Genomic DNA, 18,502 nt, shown 5'->3' with positions numbered 1-18,502 from the left:
CGCGTCCGATGACACCCGCAGCAGCCTAGTTGCCTATTCTCCGGAAACCCCGCGGCTTATCGGCGAAATGAACGGCGTGCTCCACGTTCCGCCGACGAAGAACGAAGATTGGTTGGGCCCCTGGTTGTTCGTCTGCGTGGCTGGCTGGTCCGCCTGAATGATGCCGCCGGACAGCGCCAGCCCGCGCCCGGCGTAGGAGGCGATGCCGGAAAGCCAGACCTTGTACTTCGCCGAATTCGCTTCGGCCTTGTCGATCCTGGCCACACCGTTCGAAATGCTTGCCTTGAGTTCGGCCCCGTCGATCGGCAGCGTTCCGTCGGAGACATCGTCGAGCGCGAAGAACCCGCCCTGTTCGTTGTGCTTGAGAAACGCCGGCAGGTCGAGCCGGCTCAAGGCGCCCTGGCCGAATTTCGCCGAAACCGAGCCGTCGGCGTTTTCGAAAATGGAATCCCAGGTTCTGCCCGGGCCCTTGAGGATAACCGAAACGGTTCCCCTGCCGATCGGCACCAGCCGCGTCATTCCGGCTGCGGTGCCAAAAGCGCCGCCATCGACATCGGAGGCGAGCAGCCTGATCTCGACCTGCGTGCCGCCCGGCTTGCGGTCGAAACGAAGACTGCTCTGGATGATGCCGCCAAAGGCCGATGCATCGGAAATATCGAAGACGGCAAGACCGTCCTTGACCTGGGCGGTGGCGGCGACGTCGGCAAGCTGGATGGTGCCTGCGGTGGCCTGCGCTGCCGACAATCTGAGATCGAGATCGATCCGGTCGGCGACGCTTATGTCGATTTCGCCGGGACCAGCGCCGTCCGCAGGCGCCAAGGGTGTGAAGGCGGAGAGAAACGATCGCAAGTCGAGCGTGTCGAAGGCGAGCGTGCCGGCGATCACCGGCCGCGCCTCGCCAAAGGAGAAGTCCAGCGCACCCATCCCTGGATTGTCGTCCAGAGCGATCTCGGTGTTTTCGAGTTTAATGCGGCCGGAGGTCGCGGTGACCTTGCTGGAAACGGAAACCGAGCCGATTGCCGCGCCCGGCGCGATGCCGGCCCGCGACCATTCGAGCACGCGCCTGAGCGAGGGCGCGGCAAATTTCGCCTGGCCGTCGAAATAGGCGTTCTCGGACATGCTGGCCACGCCGTCGAACGAAAAACTGGCAGGGGCCGCCTTGAAGGAAAGCGTCATCGGCGCAGCACCGCCCCCAAACAGCACCAGCGGGTTCGACGAAGCGGCGTCCACGGCGACGCTTTCGCCGCGCCAGATCCCGGTCGCCGACAGCGTCGCATTGCTGTTCATTGCGGCCCAGTTCGCCTGTCCGCTCAGGCTGCTCAGTATCTCAGTGTCCTTGCCATCGACGGAGGTCACCACGCGGCCGTTCCTGAACTCCACGGTGCCGAACGGATCTGCCGGCAGCTTGCTCAAGTCCGGCTTGGCTGGATTGGCGCTGACCACGGCGCGAGCGGTGTCGATGGAACGCGTGATGCGCCCGCCCGACGGCAAGGCGGGCAGGAAAAGCCCATTTGCTGCGCGTTGAACCCTGATCGTCGGCCGGATCAGCCGCGCCGTCGAGAACACCACGTCGCCACGCAATGCCGCCATGGCCGAGAGATTGACCTCGACCCGTTCGGCTTCGATCACAGGCGGCGCGTCGGTCTCTGTCCACTGCGAGAGCGTCACGTCGGCCAGGATGGCTCGAAAATTCGGCCAGACCTCGATCCGCGGCGCGCCGTCAATGGTGACCCTGAAACCGCTCCACGCACTCATTTCCCAGGCGATGCGATCGCGCACGATGCGGGTCGAGGCGACGAGCGGCAGCGCGGCGACGGCCAGCGCGATGACGAGCACGGCAACGCCGATCGCCCATATTCCGCGCCGGATCAAAGATGATGACATGTCGCCCCGTATGCTTCCGTTCCGACAAAATCGCCCGACGGGTGTAACCCACGGCTGACGCATTTCAAGTCTTTATGGCCCAGCGATGGCATTTGCGCACATCCACATCGCTCGGCCGAACAAAATCTTGCTCTGCTGACCTGCGATATGCATAAGCGACGGTGACCGCGGGAGGATTGATCATGGCTGGCGAAGCACCGCTCTGGGCACCGACGAAAGACCAGGTCGACGCGGCGCCGATGACCGCCTTTAAGACGGCCGCCGCGGCTGGAACCGGCAAGGTTTTTTCATCCTATGCCGATCTACACCGCTGGTCGATCGACGATCGCGAGGCATTCTGGAGCCTGGTCTGGGATTTTTGCGGGATCGTGGGCGACAAGGGCACCAGCGGGGGCGAGCGCGTGCTCGTCGATGGCGATAAGATGCCCGGCGCCGCGTTTTTTCCCGACGCGAAGCTGAACTTCGCCGAGAACCTCCTGAAGAAGACCGGCCCCAGTGACGCTATCGTCTTTCGCGGCGAGGACAAGGTCGAGCGCCGGCTCTCCTGGAATGAGCTGCATGCGCTGACCTCGCGGCTGCAGCAGCTTTTCCTGTCGCTTGGGGTGAAAAAGGGCGACCGCATCGCCGCCATGATGCCCAACATGCCGGAGACCGTCGCCGCCCTGCTGGCGACAGCCTCGATTGGCGCGGTCTGGTCGTCCTGCTCTCCAGATTTCGGCGAACAGGGCGTGCTGGACCGGTTCGGCCAGATCGAGCCTGTCGTCTTCATCGCGCCCGACGGCTATTGGTACAATGGCAAGGCGATCGAGGTCGCCGACAAGATCGCGGCCGTTGCGGCAAAGCTTCCCACCGTCCGCAAGGTCCTGATCGTCGACTATCTCGGCACTTCGAGCGATGTCGCGGCGACCGTCGAGAAGGCTGCGGCGCTGGACGAGGCACTCTCATCCTTCGCGGCCAAGGCGGTCGCTTTCGAACGGTTGCCGTTCGCGCATCCGCTCTACATCCTGTTTTCTTCCGGAACGACCGGCATCCCCAAATGCATCGTCCATTCGGCCGGCGGAACGCTGATCCAGCATGTCAAGGAAGAGCGGCTTCATGCCGGCCTGCTCGACGGCGACCGCTTCTTCTATTTCACCACCTGCGGCTGGATGATGTGGAACTGGCTGGTGTCCGGCCTCGCGTCGGGCGCAACCCTTCTGCTTTATGATGGCTCGCCCTTCTACCCCGACGGCAATGTGCTGTTCGATTTTGCCGACGCCGAGAAGATGACCTATTTCGGCACCTCGGCCAAATTCATCGATTCCGTGCGCAAGGCCGGCCTCAAACCGATCCGCACGCATGATCTTTCCACCGTGCGCACGATCTCCTCCACCGGCTCGCCATTGTCGCCGGAAGATTTTCGCTTCGTCTATGAGGGCATTAAGCACGACGTGCATCTCGCCTCGATCTCCGGCGGCACCGACATCGTATCCTGTTTCGTGCTCGGCGTGCCGACGGAACCGGTGTGGACCGGAGAGATCCAGGGACCCGGTCTCGGTCTCGCCGTCGATGTCTGGGATGACGATGGCCGCCCGCTCAGGCAGGAGAAGGGTGAGCTCGTCTGCACCAAGGCGTTTCCTGCTATGCCAATCGGTTTCTGGAACGATCCCGAAGGCAAGAAATACCACGCAGCCTATTTCGAGCGCTTCGACAATATCTGGTGCCACGGCGACTTCGCCGAATGGACCGCCCATGGCGGCCTGATCATCCATGGTCGCTCCGACGCGACGCTCAATCCGGGCGGTGTGCGGATCGGCACGGCGGAGATCTACGATCAGGTCGAGCAGATGCCGGAAATCCTGGAAGCGCTGTGCATCGGCCAGGATTTCGACAATGACGTGCGCGTTGTGCTGTTCGTGCGGCTGGCTGCCGGCGTTGAGCTCGACGCCGAGCTGGAAAAACGTATCCGGGCGAAAATCCGCAGCGGGGCGAGCCCGCGCCACGTTCCCGCCAGGATCGTCGCCGTCGCCGACATCCCACGCACCAAATCGGGCAAGATCACCGAACTCGCGGTGCGCGACATGGTGCATGGCCGCGCCGTCAAGAACAAGGAGGCGCTGGCCAATCCAGAAGCGCTCGAGCTGTTCCGCGATTTGCCGCAGCTTGCCGACTAAGCAAACAGAGCGGCGCCGCCATTCGGCTTGATAGGTGCTGGTCGAGCATGGTTAACGAAATATCTCGCTCGAATTTACCTAGATTTCATGAGTGGTACACATTGGTAAATTTTCGGCGACGCCGGTAAGGTTTTGTTAAGGGCCGGCACCGATAGTCGTGCGTAACTTGAGGGAGAAATCCCGTTCCTCGAAATCCCCAGAGGATCTGAATTCGCTCAAGCCCCCGTTGTAACAGCAATCCCATCATTCAAGGCGTCCTGTTGGACGCCTTTTCTTTTAGATCAATCCGCGAGCACGCGGGTCGACGGAAAAGCGACTTCGACCAGAGTGCCCTCGCCGGGCGTCGAATTGATGGTGAATCGAGCGCGGTTCGCCTCGACCATGGCCTTGGTCAGCGGCAGCCCGAGACCGGTGCCGTCGCCGCGCCCGCGCTTCAGCGCGTTGATCTGCTTGAACGGCTTCAGCGCTTGCTCGATCTCGGACTGGCTCATGCCGATGCCGGTGTCGCGCACCCGCATCACGACGTCGCCGGAGATCTCATAGGCGGTCGACACGATTACCTGGCCGCCGGCCTGCGTGTAGCGGATGGCATTCGACAGGATGTTCAGCGCGATCTGGCGCACGCTGCGCAGGTCGGCCACCACTTCCGGCAGCCGTGAGGCGAAACTGGAGCGGATGATGACACGTTCGCGGTTGGCTTGCGGCTGCATCATCGCCACCGTCTCGGCCAGCGTGTCGTTGAGCGACACCGCCTCATAGGCCATCTCCTGCTGGCCGGCCTCGATCTTCGAGATGTCGAGCAGGTCGTTGACCAGGTCGAGCACGTGGTTGCCCGACCGGTTGATGTCGCGCAGATAGTCGCGGTAGCGGTCATTGGCGACCGGTCCGAATTTCTCGTCGACCATCAGCTCGGAAAACCCGATGATGGCGTTGAGCGGCGTGCGGATCTCGTGGCTGATGCGGGCGAGGAAGTCGGTCTTCTGCGAGGAGGCGCGCTCGGCCACGGCGCGCGCCTGGGTCAGATCCTCTTCGGCCCGCTTCCACTGGGTGATGTCGCGCACCACCGCGCAGAACCCGCTGTCGTTGGGCAGCCTGCCGATGGTCATGAACAGCGGAATGAAACGCCCCTGTGCCTCGCGTCCGATCACCTCGCGGCCGTCATTCATCACGCTCGCCACGCCGGGCTCGGACAGTCCGTCGAGATAGTCGCGCGCCGCGCGCTGGCTTTCGATCGCAAACAGCGAAAAGAAGGGTTTGCCGGTCACCTCATCGCTGTCAAAACCGAACAGCGCTTCCGCCGGGCGGCTGATCGAGCGGATCGTTCCGTCACGGCCGATCAGCACGACGCCGTCGGTCGCGGTGTCGATGATGGTGCGCATCTCGGCGATGCGCGCCTTGAGCTCGGAAACATCAGGCTGCGTCTGGTCGTCGGCGCCACCCTGCGGAATAGCCGCTGCCTCGTCGTCGCCGGAACGGCGCACGACCAGCATCAGCGCCTTGCCGCCACGCCACGGTACCGAGCGCAGAATAGCCTCGATCGGGAACTCCTGACCGTCATGTGTCTTCAACCGCAGCGCGTGATCGGTGCCATCGGAGGCGCTGTCGTCATAAGGATCGGCAAACAGCGCGCCGAGGCCACCTGCATCCTCCAGATCGTCGAGCGTGTCATAGCCGGTCAGGCTGAGGAATTCCTCATTCGCATAGTGAAGATCGTCACCGGAATGGATGAGCAGGGGCACCGGCAGCTTGCCGAGAATCGAAATGTCCGCAGCGTTGTTGTCGTCTGCGGTCGAAAAAGCCGATGGCACGAACCCTTCGAGCTTGAGCGACGGCACCTGCAGGCGCGGCCGCTCGACGGGCGCCGGCTCCATGTCACCGGCATGGCCGATGTCATCGGCTGACGAATGGGTTTCATCGTCATCGGACCGCGCCCAGTCTTCGCTGTCTTCTGCGTCACGGAAATCGGCAGCCGTCATGCTGTCGTCGTCTTCGGCGGCGATCGATCGACTGTCCGAGTCAGCGATTTCCTGCGTCGCCCTGTCCGGCTCTGCAACCGGCGCACCGCCGCTGTTGTCGGCGACATTATCCCGGTCGGCATAGTCGAGCAGCGAGCCTGAGATGTCGCGCACGGTTGATTCCGGCTGCTCGCCTTCGAGCCTTGCGACATCCTTCTCGTCTTCGCCATCGGTTTCGGTCGGTTCCGCCGCAGCCGGTTCTGCCGGCTTTGCAGCGTCGGGCTGTTCGGTCGGCGGATTGTCCTTCTTGAGCCGCTCGCCGATTTCACGGAATGCACTGCGTTCCAGCGTCGACAGGCCTTTGTCATTGGCCGGCTGCCTGTGCTCGGCCAACCGGATCACCTTGTCGGCAAAGCGCCGCTCCGGCTTCGGCACGATGGTCAGCGCCGGCACCTCGCCCTTGAATGGGTCGGTGTCCTCAGGCGTTTCGGCGACTTCCGGCTCGACGGCTGCGGGGGTTTCGGCATTAGGGACAAGCGCCATGCCGATCGCTTCCGGATCGACCACCGCATCGCTGGAGCGGGCCACGCCGAAACCACGAAAACCTTCGAAGGCACGGCTTCGGCTGTAGACAGGCAGCGCCGCCAGGTCGACGGGTATCTTGAAATCGGTGCCGGCAACCGGCCACAGCACCGAGCGGCCGGACCAGGTGTCGCGTCGATCGAGCAGGCCCGCGATCTCGCCGGACGGATCGAGGTCGAAGGTGGCCGCGACGTCCCTGAAGCGCCGGCCGATCACATCGGCGGCAGGCTTGCCGACGAGTTCCGCGAATTCCGGCGACAGGGCACTGAACCTGCCCTCGGCGTCGGTGCGCCAGACGAAACGCAGGGGCGCCGCCGCGCGGTCGATCGGGGGGATGGCACGGTCGGCCGGGGAGGCGGCCCTGGTGGCATCCTGCGCGGTATTCTCCCCCGAAGCGTCCGACGCGGCCGGTGCCTCGACAGGCCCGGATGCGTTCGGTCGGCCCGGCTCTTGTGTCTCATCCTCGCTGGCGCTGAAATACCAATGGTCAAGCTGCGTGGGGGCTCCGCCGGCCGCAGGGCGGGCGCTATCGGCTGCTTCCGGGCTCTGCTCGGTCGCATCGGGCCCAGTCGCATCGAGTTGGGGCGAACTGGGAATGTCATGCTCCACCGACACCGCAGTGTCTTCGCCGGCTGCCGGAGCAGTCTCCGCTGCCGCATCCGCCTTCGCGACTGTTGCCGGCGCGTTGTCCTGTTCTGCTTTTGGCTGGACTACGGCATCGGCCGCAGCGCCATAGGTGTGCTCGCCAGCGGAGGCTTCTTCGGAGTCAAGCTGGTTCTCGTCGATCACCACCAGCAGGTGCCGCTCATCCGTCAGCCGGGCGAGACCGGCCGGATAGGAAGTGGTGCCGCCTGGAACGAGGCGTTTGACGATGCGATCGCTCTCGTTCGCCACATCGGCCACGAGCGCTGCCAGCCTCTCGGGCAAGATGCCGAGCGCCGAAAAACCATCGGAAGCGGCCTCGATATTGCCCTTGGCGTCGACGAAGGCGATGAAATGACCGTCTTCGGTAAAGCCGCTGATGGCCCGAGCGGCGATCTCGGCAGCGCTGCGCGAGCCGGTCTGTGCCGCCGGCACCGCCAGCATGATCGCGTTTTCGCCGTCAGGCATGGTCACGGCGCTGGCCAGAAAGCCAACCGCGCGGCTGGTTAGGCCGGTTGCCAGCCGCACCGTGATGGCGCGGTCGCGGCCGATCTGTGGAAAACCGCTTGTCGCCATGATCTGGCGCCGGGCGATCAGTGGCAGCCCTGTCGAGGCGCCGATGATGGCCTCGATGTCGGGGTAGCCGAACGCCGCCGCCCCTGGTCCGTTTGCCCAGATCACCTGTTCGAGATCTGCCGACAGAAGGGCGATCGCGTCGCCTGCGGCAAAGCGCTGGCGGACCGCGTCGAGCACGGCGACGTCGAGGAAGGAGTAGTTTTCGGACGGCATGCGCTTGGCGGACCCTCACGGAACGGGCAGTTTTTCCAGTTAACGTTTTGTTAATAAAAGCCGACGGCGCGAAGGTCCACAAGCCATAGCGTGCAACCGCTGGAATCTCTGGGCTCGTGGTTAACGCAGGGAAAGAATTTTATGGTGCACTGCAACAAGGATATTGCAATGCACAAAAATTGCCTTTATATTGCCATCATACATGAACGAGACGGCTTTCTGTCAAAGCCGCTGCCACTGCAAAGGATGGAAAATGTCCAGGACCAAGACTGCTGAAACGATCGAAAACGTTGAATTCCCGAGCTTCGATGCTTCCAAGGCCACCGACCAGATCCGCGCTTTCGCCGAAAAGGGCGTCGAGCAGTCGAAAGAGGCCTATGCCAAGCTGAAGACCGGTGCGGAAGAGACCCAGAAGGCTCTGGAGTCGACCTTTGAGACCGCCAAGACCGTTTCCAACGACCTGTCGCTCAAGACCATCGCTGCTCTGCGCGCCAATACCGAAGCCGGCTTTTCGCATTTCGAAGCCCTGATCGGCGCCAAGTCGCTGTCGGAAGTCGTCGAGCTGCAGACCGCATTCCTGCGCAAGCGCGTCGAGATGGCCGTCGAGCAGGCAAAGGATTTCCAGACCGTCACCTCCAAGGCGGCCGAAGACGTCTCCAAGCCGATAAAGACCGCCTTCGAGAAGGCGATGAAGGAAATTAAGGCCGCCTAATATTTGCGCATATTTCGAAGATGCAACAAAAGGTCGCATTTCTTCGAATAGGATTATGTGAAATATAGTGGTCAAGCGAAATACCCGGTGGGTGGAACCTCCTCCCTCTGCTCTCCGGGGTGACCAGCCAGCACCTCCTCCCGCTGGCTCGTAACAGGAAAAGGCCGGCACCTCCTCCCGCCGGCCTTTTTCTTTGCCCGGCGAAAAGGCGACGCCGTTGCCGGAGCGATCTTTGCCTACAGCACCGCGCGTCCTCTTGGAGGCGCACAGGACGGCGTAGAACTTTGGATTTTGCGCGTGATCCTTTCCGAAAATCGATTCTGATTTTCGGGGTCATGCGCGGCCAAAAGCCTTGAATTAAACTCCGATAGCCCGTATGGACGCATCGCCGAACGACAGAGCGGGTCCCGGAGAATGAACGGTCCACCTCGATCCCGCTCGGGCAAACGTGCCGTTGTAGCTCAGATGGTTAGAGCGCCGGATTGTGGATCCGGAGGTCGCTGGTTCGATCCCAGCCAACGGTACCATCGGCTTGTCGGTTAAATCACTGAATTTGTTAGGGCGGCTGCGCTGCCTATGTGTCAGCCGCAATCGTCGCCTTTAGCCACTGCGTGATGGCATCGAAAGCGATCGGTTTGGTCGTGTCGACGTCAAACAGCGGTCCGCGCCGCAGCGGCGCGGCACGCTTGGCCAGTTCGATCAGTTCGGGGATGTAGGCCGCGCCGGGATGGCCGGCGGGGCGCTGGTCGAGCCGTGCGCGATAGCGCTCGGCCAGAACCTCGCCGGGCGCGTGACACCAGATTTCGGCGGTCTGCTCGACGCCAGCCCTGCGCAGGTGATCCTCGAGCACCTGGCGCGGCTGGAAACCGAACCAGGCATCGACGATAACTGTGGTGCCCGCCGGAGCTTCGCCGACGATCGACCAGATCGCCTCGTAACTGGCGCGGCCGAGCGTGCGGTTGAATTCACGGTCGCCGCCGCCGAGCGCTTCGAGGAACGGGTTCTTGACCGTATCGAGCGTGAGCAACGGCCATCCCATCCGGTCGGCGATACCGCGCGAGACCGTGCTTTTGCCGCTGGCAGGGATGCCGTTGACCAGCACGGCGCGCCTGGTGGGCACGGCCCGCCGGCCGGGATCGAGCCGTGCAGTTGGCAAAGACACTGTCGACGCCTGTGTGACCGTCGCCTCAGCGGCGAGCGCTTGCAGACCGGCGCCAATGACGCCGGCGTCGTCGCCGAGTTGCGCCGGTTCCACCGGGCATTGGTACCAGGGAGCCAATGCGGGAGCGTTGGCAAGTGCCCTGTGGGCCGCCAGGCCAAGTCCGCCGCCGAGCAGGACTAGATCGGGGGCGAACATGGCCACGGCCGAATCGATTGCGGCACGCAGCGGCCTGGCCCAGGCTTCGAGTATGCCGCGCGCCAGCGTGTCACCGCCCGCATCCCGGGCAAAAAGCTGATCGACCGAAACATCCGGACCGAGGCCTGCCCGCGCGATGTGACGGCCAAGCGCGGTGCCTGAGCTGGTGGTTTCAACGCAGCCGCGCCGGCCGCAGACGCACGCTTCGCCTGATATGTCGACAGTGATATGGCCGAGCTGCCCAGCCGTCCCCTTGCCGCGGACGATCTGCCGATCTAGAGCCACGGCACCACCAATGCCGGTCCCGATCGTGAACATGACGATGCTTTCATGGCCTCTGGCGGCGCCGAGAGCCATTTCCGCGACCAGTGCCATGTTGCAATCATTGTCGATCAAGACGGGCTTGCCTGCCAGGCTTTCCAGTCGTTGCGCCAGGGGGATCGAGGCGAGGTTGACGTAGCCTCCGGACAAGACCGCGCCAAGCCGGGCATCGACGCGTCCGGGGACGCCGATGCCGATGGCGGCAACTTCGGGAGAATCGAGCCGGCGCACCATTTCGGCGATCCGAGAGAGCACAAGCTCCGGATCCGGCGCGCTCTTCTCGGAAATACGATCGAGGATTTCGCCTGTGCCGGAAATACGGGCGGCGCGCAGATTGGTGCCGCCGATATCGATTCCTATGGCCATCGAACTAGAGCCTGTTCCATTTCGACTAAATCGAAATGGGGCTCTATCTTGCTGTTTGACCATGATCTTTTCCGAAAACCGGTCCCCACTTTTCGGGATCATGGTCTGAGGCATGACGTCCCGTGCGTGCCTGGTGTGAACGCCGAACGGCTAAGCGGCTTTCTGCCTGTAGTTTCCGATCACCGCCTGAAGCTCGCGCAATCTCGCCACAGCGATGGTCTTAAGCCTTTCCCGCTGAATGTCACGGTCAAGCGAGATGCAGTCCTTCCACAGCGACCGACCGGCGATGACACCTGATGCGCCGTTCTTCATCGCGATCTCGACCTGGCCCAGGAACGTTGCGTGGTTGACGCCGGCGGAGAGGACCGCCCATGGCACCTCGCCAGCCATGCTGCTGATCCTTGCGCAGGCTTCCGGCGTTCCGGGATAAGGAAGCTTGAGCACCTTTGCCCCGCATTCCAGCGAAATCCGGGTGCCCCCTTCGACTAGCCAGGGGATCTTGGCCGTATAGTCTTCAAGGCTTTCCCCTTCGACCTGATAGGTCAGGAACTCGACGACAAGCAGGAGGTCCTCTTGCGCGAAGTCGGCGATGCATTGGCGCAGAATGGCGATATTGTGCTCATTCGCCTCAGGCCTGTCAGCCCTGAGATAGACCATGATCTTGCCGCCGGTGCCGCCGAGCTCGCGGACGCGGCGCGCGTCGATGCCGGGAACGAGGCGCGACAGGCGGTAGCCGGCGGGCGAGACGTCGAAGCCTGAGGCGTCGAGGCCGATGAGCAGAGCCGTATCTCGGTTCAGCACCCCTTCATCGACAACCCGCGGCACCGCGCAGAGCGGGTCGAGCAGCACGCAGGATGCCTGGCTGGCGAGGTATCGCGTGATGTCCGACTTGGTGTCGCCGAGCATGTCGTTGGTGATCGTGGCCTGTTCTGCAGGGTCAGACGCAAGCAAGGTCCGCATGCCGCCGCGCTGGTCACAGGCGATGGCCATCATGGCCCCATCCTTGCCGCATATCTGCTGGTAGCCGCGCAACTCTGCGGTCGTCATCTTTGTCATGGTCTTCTGTCCGATGTTGGCGCCCATTCACCAGGGCGCAGATCCGTGGAACAAGAAAGGTTCAGTCTTTACCTGCCTGTCGCAGGGAGGTTTGCCGTTTTGATGCGTTATCGAACCGAGAAATCTGGCCTTGGCCCGCCATCTGCCGTGGAAACGGGCCCACGTTGCGAGTCAGCCGAATTTGCGCGATAACTCCCATCCATCGATGGGTCTGTAACACATTGCTGAAAGGAATTGCAAGCTGTCTGTCCCTCCCGCACAAGATGCAGCCGCCGCATCGCGGACGATGCTGCATACGGTCGCCAAACTGCACTACGAGGCGGAGATGTCGCAGGTCGATATCGCGCGGCGGCTTGGTGTCTCCACCGCGACCATATCGCGTCTCCTGCAGCGGGCGAGGGCAGAGGGCATCGTGCGGATCGAGGTTCTCGATCTTGCAACGCCCGAAGGCATCACCACGCAACTGGTCGAAGGGCTAGGACTTCGTGACGCGGCGGTCATCGAAACGCCGGCAGCCGGTGCGCTGACGGCGCTCGCTGCGCCGCTCGGCGCCTTGCTCAAGCAAGCGGAACTAACGGCCGGCTCGGTGGTCGCCATTGGCTGGGGGCGAGCCATTCGCGAGGTGATCCGGGCAGGCCTGCCGCGCATTCCCGGCGTTCTCACCGTCGCTGCCACCGGCGGCATGCAGCAGCAGGCGCCGCATTTTCAGATCAACGAGTTTGTGCGGCTCGCCGCCGAAGAGTTCGGCGGGACGCCGCATTTCATCCATGCGCCCTATCTGCCATCCACCGAATTGCGTGACGTCTTCCTCGGCGATGCGGCCATCCGCGACAGCGTCGCGCTTTGGGACCGGACCGACGTCGCGATCGTCGGCATCGGCCTGCCCCATGCCATCAATCCGCCCGAGGCGAGCGCGGCCACGCTGAGCGAGCAGGCACTGTTCCACGCGGCTGGAGACGTTATCAGGCATTATTTCGACGCCGAAGGTACCCTTATCCCGTGGGAAGGGGAGAGCCGGATGATCGCTATGTCGCCGGCCCAGCTTCGAGCCGTCCCTCTGGTGATCGGTGTCGCCGCCTCGCCGGAGAAGGCGACCGCCATTATCGGTGCCGTCCGCGCCAGGCTTATCAATGCTCTGGTAACGGACACGAAGACTGCCCAGGCCATTCTCGAGGCTCTCTTGCCTCAATAGAGGCGGGCGCGCCGATCGGCACACCTGATCGACCCCAAACGCGGCTCGCCAGCCCGCCGCCGTGAAATCATCAGTTGTGCCGTCAAAGCGTTGGGGCAATAGTCTGCACAAAGGGGGCTCTGCGGCGCAGACAGATGTCGTCCGGTTTGAAGGCGTTTCCAGCCAAGAAATACCAGGTTGCAATTTCTTTCAGCAAAGTGTTACAACATTGCGGCTAGGCACGCATGTGCGCCGAGCGGCGCTATTCCCTGGACCTTGCAGAGGCTAGGAACGGGACTGCGCGCATCAGGCTGGTCGGGTTTCGACTGGCTGATCTAACGACTGGGGGGCGCTCGGGAGGAAGCTGCCCATAACGGCAAGCAGGCGAACCCCGTTTCTCGCCGCCAGCATTTCACGTAGCCGGAACGGATTGACGGCCATGTCAATGTCAATCGCAACGGCAAATCTGCCAACATTATGAGGAGGATGTTATGAAGAAGATTGTTGCCGCCCTTGCGGCTCTCGCCATCTGCGCAACGGCGCTGATCACGCCCGCTTTGGCGCAGGACAAGAAGTTCACCGTTGCTCTCGTTCCCGGCCTTACCACCGACGGTTTTTACATCACCATGCGCAAGGGAGCGCAGGCAGCAGCCGATGCCCTTGGCGTGACCCTGGTTTTCCAGGGCGCCCCTGATTTCAATCCGGTGACGCAAGTCCCCGTGCTTGACGCGGTCATCGCCAAGAAGCCGGACGCTATCCTGATTGCGCCGACCGACAAGGTTCAATTGGTCGAGCCGCTTCGCAAGGCCAATGATGCCGGCATCCCGGTGATCACCGTCGACACCTTCATCGGCAGCGGCGTCTATCAGACCGGTGCCGGCGAGGCGGATTTCCCGCTGTCCTATATCGCCTCGGACAACATTCTCGGCGGCGAGATCGCCGCCCGGGCATTGGCCAAGGCCATAGGCGACAAGGGCAAGGTCTACGTTTCGAACGTCAAGCCTGGCATTTCGACCACCGATCAGCGTGAAGAGGGCTTCAAGAAGGAGATGGCGGCCAATCATCCCGGCATCACCGTCCTCGAAACCCAGTTCAATGACAACGACGCCAACAAGGCCGCCTCGCAGCTGCAGGCTGTGTTCGCGCGCAACTCCGATCTCGTTGGCGTGTTCGGTGCAAACCTGTTCTCGGCGCTCGGCGCGGCGAATGGCGTCCAGCAAGCTGGGCAGACCGGCACCATCAAGGTCGTGGCGTTCGACGCGCCGACTAGCATCGTCGACAACATCAACACCGGCTTGGTGGACGTGGCGATTGCCCAGCATCCGGCTGAGATCGGCTATTTTGGTGTCGTTTCGGCCTATGCCCACCTGACAGGCCAGTCGATCCCGGTTGCGATCGGCACCGGCTTCACGATCATGGACAAGTCGAACATCGCCGATCCGAACATCTCAAAGTACCTCTATTCCGAATGAGTCCAAACCAGCTTGATCTCCTTCCGGCTTGCCGGGAGGAGATCTGCGCCGGGTCTCTGGGACCCTGTTGACGGAGGCCGCGCCCGCGGATCGGATATATCAATGACCTCAACATCACCAATCGAGCAAAGCGAAACGCATGTCGCCCCTCAGGCCGACCATGGTGATCCGGCCAGGACCTGGCTCGGACGCATCGCTGAAGGGCGCGCCTGGCTGTTTCTCGCCGGCCTGATCATCTGTTTCGAGGTTTGGTCGAGGCTCTCCTTCGGCGCGACCTTCGTGCTCAATCCGTTCAACGTGCAATCCATCGCGATATTTGCCGTGGCGCCGCTGCTGCTTGCGACCGGACAGACATTCGTCATCATTTCGGGAGGCATCGACCTCTCGCTGGGCTTCATCATGGGCCTTGCGGCCGTCGTTGCGGCCCACGCTACGAACATGGCGGGAGCCGTAATCCCGCTGCCACTTGCAATGCTGGCGGGTATTCTGGCGGCCGTGATTGTCGCAGGCTTGCCTGGTGTCATCAACGGCTTGCTGATCTCGCGCCTGAGAGTTCCGCCTTTTATCGGCACGCTCGGCATGTTCGGCGTGGCGCGCGGCGTTGCTTTCCTGTTGGCCGGCGGCACGACGGTGCCGGTCCAGAATTCCTGGTTCGCACTGCTCGGCAACGGCAGGTTCTACGGTGTCCCTTATCTCGTCATCATCGCCGCCGTTTTCGTTGTCGTGATGCACTACATCCTGAGCCAGACCCGATTCGGTCAGCACAACTACGCTATCGGTGCCAATGTGCAGGCAGCGCGTCGTGCCGGCATCGACATCAGGGGCCATACCCTGCGTCTTTATGTGCTTTCGGCGATGTGCGCAGGCCTCGGTGGCGCGCTCTATGCAGCGCGTTTCACCGCTGGCGCGGCACAGGCCGGCGAGCCGTTGCTGCTCGACAGCGTCGCAGCCGTCGTGATCGGTGGCGCCAGCCTGTTCGGCGGATCCGGCACCATCTTCGGGACGGTTGCCGGTGCGCTGGTGATCGCGGTCATTCAGTACGGGCTGGTTTTCGTCAATGTCGAGCCGTTTTGGCAATTCATCGCCGTCGGCTTCGTCATCATCATTTCCGTTCTCATCGACCAGGCGCAGCGCCGGTTCAGTGGAGCCCGTCAGGATGAATAGCCCAGCCCAGACCATCCCCCTTCTGGAAGTCCGGAACCTTTCCAAGCACTTCGGCGCCGTCCGGGCGCTCAACGACTTCTCCCTGGTCGTGCGGCCCGGCGAAGTGGTGGCCCTGGCGGGCGACAACGGCGCCGGCAAGACGACGCTGATCAAGGCGATATCGGGCGTCTTTCAGCCGACGGGCGGTGAAATTCTGCTGAGGGGTCAACCGGTGACGTTTGCGACGCCGCATGAGGCGCGCGAAAAAGGCATCGAAACCATCTATCAGGATCTCGCTCTCGCCGACAATTTGTCCATCGGCGCCAATATCTTCCTCGGTCGTGAACCCATGCGCAAGGCCTTCGGCTTCCTGCCGGTGCTCGATCGCAAGGCCATGGCGGTTGCCGCCAAGAAGACCATGGGCCGGCTGGATTTCCATGTCAGTCGGCTCGACGCCCCGGTCAGCAATTTCTCCGGCGGTCAGCGGCAGGCCGTTGCCATCGGCCGGGCCGTCTATTGGGACGCGCAGATCCTGATCATGGACGAACCGACTGCGGCCCTCGGCGTTCCCGAGCAGCGCAAGGTCATCTCGCTCATCCACCAGCTCAAGGCGCAAGGCAGAGGCGTGATCTTCATCTCGCACAATCTGCAGGACATTTTCGCCGTTTCCGACCGCATCGTCGTGCTGCGCCGAGGCATTCAGGCCGGCGAGCGCAAGATCTCGGAAACCAACCATGACGAAGTCGTCAAGCTCATGGTTGGCGGATAGGCCGATATTTTCGATTGCTGAAACAACGCACTTCCCGAGCAAATCAGCTTTCCGGGTGGCGAGCCGGCCAAGCCGGCAATTCTCCGGCGAGAAGCGACCGCGACAGGATCGCTGGCACAGCTACCGCGCCTAGCCGCTCAGCATCTCAATGCGCCCGGTCGATTTCCGGCGAAATATGCTCGCCCCCAACGATGACAAAATGCCATCCAGAGACGCTCGGCGCAGTGGAAATAAGCAGGATGGCGAGCAGAGTCGACATTGCCTGAGGATGTCACTATATAGCGGCGGCTTTGGCCGCGTACCCTAGGGTTGCGCAGCGAACGGCGCCGCAAACGTGCTACGTATTATGACACCTATTGTCATACAAATTGACTGGAATACCGGAAAAAAGCAAGTAGAAACAATGGCGCGATCCGGGACTTGATCCCAGCCAACGGTGCCAATCTCCCAAGAAAATAGAATCTCCTCAAGAATTAGAATGTGCTCCTTGAACCTTCGATTTCCTTCAGCTCTGTGGAGCTTGGGCAAGATCGGCTTGCCGGGTGACGACGACTCGGTTGGAATGGGAGCGTGCATCTTTCCGGGGATACCGGCGTTTATGATTACCAACCGGCGCAGCCGCCAGGGAACAGCAGTATGAGTGAACACGCGATCGAGTTCTTGCAGGAATGGATCGGCGAAAAGGTCCACTGCCACGCCTCGCCGGACAGGATCGAGAAGCAAGCCGAGACACTCGCCAGGGAATGTGCCGCCAAGGCGGCTGAGGCCGGCATACCGCTGGAGGATATCCAGGAAGAGGTCGGCGATATCAAGGAGCTTATAGCGTCGAAGCTGGAAGAGGCGGCTGAGGCCGACCAGGACGAAAAGAATTCGGACAAGCCTGCCGGGTGATCTGCCGACCCGGCGAAAGGCCGGGGAAAGCATTATTGACCCGGCTCAACCATATGCAAGACCGGTGCGGCGCGTGTGACGCGCCAGGCAGTCTTACGTCCCCTGACGACTTGCATCGAATCTGCCCTCGAGCCATGCCTTCGGCAGCGCCGGCACGAAATTGCCGTCGCGCCCGGTCATGTCGTCATTGGCGACCAGCGCATTGAGGATCGCTTCCTCCACGCCTTGGATCACGGCGTCGAAGAACGGATCGATCTCGCTATCCGGGACAAAATCGGCGCTGGCGATGCGGCCTGACGGCGCCAATGCCGCCTCGCGGTTGGCGGTCGAAAAGCCCAGGAAAATATCGCCCGAGCTATGATAGCCAAAGCCGCCGGTCATGGCGACGCCGAGCGGCACCCGGCGGGCCAGCCGCTTCACTTGATGCGGCAGGAACGGCGCATCGGTGGCGACGACCCCGATGATAGAACCCTTCTCGGCGTGCGGCGTGCTTTCGCGGATCGCCGGTTCCACGAGATCGGGCCCGGCGCGCAGGCCGCGAATGGTAAAATTGCTCCGCTTGCCGAAATTCGCCTGCACGAACGCACCGACCGTGTAGCGCTGGTCTTGCCATTCGACGATGCGCGATGCCGTGCCGGAGCCGGCCTTGAAACCGAAGGCGATCATGCCGGTGCCGCCGCCGACGCTGCCTTCCTCGATCGATCCGCTGGTCGCGCCATCGAGCGCCGCAGCAACATGCTCGAACCTGAGATGGTGGCCGTTGATGTCGTTCAGGAAGCCGTCGTAGGTTTCCGCCGCCACCGGCAGGCCCCAGGCGCTGTCGAGCGCGGCCGGCAGCACGCGCTGCATCCAGTGCAGCGTCGCGTCGCGTGAAACGCCGCAGGAGTGCGTGTTGGTGATGGTGATCGGGAAATTGAAGGCACCCGTCTCCTCGATGATGTGCGAGCCGGTCAATTCGCCATTGCCGTTCTGGCTGAAGATCCCGGCAAAGACCGGCGTGGCGAGATCTGCGTGCGGTCTGGGCAGGATAGCGGTCACGCCGGTGCGCACCGGTCCCTGGCCGACCACCAGCGCACCATCGCCCGAAATCAGCGTCGAATAACCGACCGCAACGCCAGGCACATCGGTGATGGCGTTGAACGGTCCGGGCGTGCCGTCAAAACTTATGCCGAAGGCTCTCGCGCGCGGCTTGCCGGAAGGCGTCGTCTGGTGATGATTGTCGGTCATTGCCATTCAGAA

12 protein-coding genes and 1 tRNA gene are annotated in these 18,502 nt (G+C 62.6%); 8 read left to right on the top strand and 5 right to left on the bottom strand.

Going from position 1 to position 18,502, the window contains the following annotated elements:
- Positions 1-33 precede the first annotated feature (33 nt).
- Entirely contained in the window at positions 34-1,884 is a 1,851-nt protein-coding gene (locus EJ075_RS05370; RefSeq protein WP_126103644.1) for an AsmA family protein, read from the bottom strand.
- 182 nt (positions 1,885-2,066) lie between these two features.
- Between EJ075_RS05370 and EJ075_RS05365 the strand changes: the two genes are divergently transcribed.
- Entirely contained in the window at positions 2,067-4,037 is a 1,971-nt protein-coding gene (locus EJ075_RS05365; protein WP_126103643.1) for an acetoacetate--CoA ligase, read from the top strand.
- 281 nt (positions 4,038-4,318) lie between these two features.
- Here the strand turns inward: EJ075_RS05365 and EJ075_RS05360 are convergent, their stop codons facing one another.
- The gene (locus EJ075_RS05360) at positions 4,319-8,005 is read right to left on the bottom strand and encodes a PAS domain S-box protein (RefSeq protein WP_126103642.1); all 3,687 of its coding nucleotides are present in this window, start codon (positions 8,003-8,005) and stop codon (positions 4,319-4,321) included.
- A 253-nt stretch (positions 8,006-8,258) separates the two neighbouring features.
- Here EJ075_RS05360 and EJ075_RS05355 point away from each other — a divergent pair, with 253 nt between their 5' ends.
- Both EJ075_RS05355 and EJ075_RS05350 read left to right on the top strand, forming a co-directional pair.
- Positions 8,259-8,717: a phasin gene (locus EJ075_RS05355; protein ID WP_095483553.1), complete on the top strand. Its 459-nt coding sequence runs from the start codon at positions 8,259-8,261 to the stop codon at positions 8,715-8,717.
- 450 nt (positions 8,718-9,167) lie between these two features.
- A tRNA-His gene (locus tag EJ075_RS05350) sits at positions 9,168-9,244 on the top strand.
- A gap of 47 nt (positions 9,245-9,291) precedes the next feature.
- Here EJ075_RS05350 and EJ075_RS05345 read toward each other — a convergent pair.
- Together EJ075_RS05345 and EJ075_RS05340 are read right to left on the bottom strand one after the other, a co-directional pair.
- The gene (locus EJ075_RS05345; RefSeq protein ID WP_126103641.1) at positions 9,292-10,761 is read right to left on the bottom strand and encodes an ROK family protein; all 1,470 of its coding nucleotides are present in this window, start codon (positions 10,759-10,761) and stop codon (positions 9,292-9,294) included.
- A 150-nt stretch (positions 10,762-10,911) separates the two neighbouring features.
- Positions 10,912-11,817 (bottom strand): tagatose-bisphosphate aldolase, encoded by a 906-nt coding sequence (locus EJ075_RS05340; protein ID WP_095483980.1) that lies wholly within the window; start codon positions 11,815-11,817, stop codon positions 10,912-10,914.
- Between the two features lie 286 nt (positions 11,818-12,103).
- Here EJ075_RS05340 and EJ075_RS05335 point away from each other — a divergent pair, with 286 nt between their 5' ends.
- From EJ075_RS05335 to EJ075_RS05315, 5 genes are all read left to right on the top strand, one after another.
- Entirely contained in the window at positions 12,104-13,009 is a 906-nt protein-coding gene (locus EJ075_RS05335; RefSeq protein ID WP_126103640.1) for a sugar-binding domain-containing protein, read from the top strand.
- A 470-nt stretch (positions 13,010-13,479) separates the two neighbouring features.
- The gene (locus EJ075_RS05330; protein WP_095483556.1) at positions 13,480-14,460 is read left to right on the top strand and encodes an ABC transporter substrate-binding protein; all 981 of its coding nucleotides are present in this window, start codon (positions 13,480-13,482) and stop codon (positions 14,458-14,460) included.
- Between the two features lie 102 nt (positions 14,461-14,562).
- Positions 14,563-15,624, top strand: coding sequence for a ribose ABC transporter (locus tag EJ075_RS05325; protein WP_095483557.1), 1,062 nt, complete (start codon positions 14,563-14,565; stop codon positions 15,622-15,624).
- Positions 15,617-16,372 (top strand): ATP-binding cassette domain-containing protein, encoded by a 756-nt coding sequence (locus tag EJ075_RS05320; RefSeq protein ID WP_126103639.1) that lies wholly within the window; start codon positions 15,617-15,619, stop codon positions 16,370-16,372. Before EJ075_RS05325 ends, EJ075_RS05320 begins: the two co-directional genes overlap by 8 nt.
- A gap of 636 nt (positions 16,373-17,008) precedes the next feature.
- On the top strand, positions 17,009-17,263 hold the full coding sequence (locus EJ075_RS05315) for a DUF768 domain-containing protein (protein WP_095483559.1): 255 nt from the start codon (positions 17,009-17,011) through the stop codon (positions 17,261-17,263).
- 93 nt (positions 17,264-17,356) lie between these two features.
- On the opposite strand, the gene EJ075_RS05310 is transcribed toward EJ075_RS05315, so the two are convergent.
- Positions 17,357-18,490, bottom strand: a complete 1,134-nt coding sequence (locus EJ075_RS05310; protein WP_126103638.1) for a P1 family peptidase — start codon at positions 18,488-18,490, stop codon at positions 17,357-17,359.
- Positions 18,491-18,502: the final 12 nt, after the last annotated feature.

The sequence above is a fragment of the Mesorhizobium sp. M6A.T.Cr.TU.016.01.1.1 genome (genome assembly GCF_003952585.1).
GTDB classification, from domain to species: Bacteria; Pseudomonadota; Alphaproteobacteria; order Rhizobiales; family Rhizobiaceae; genus Mesorhizobium; species Mesorhizobium mediterraneum.
The sequence above is the reverse complement of the archived record's forward strand: the minus strand, read 5'-3'. Positions and strand labels throughout refer to the sequence as shown.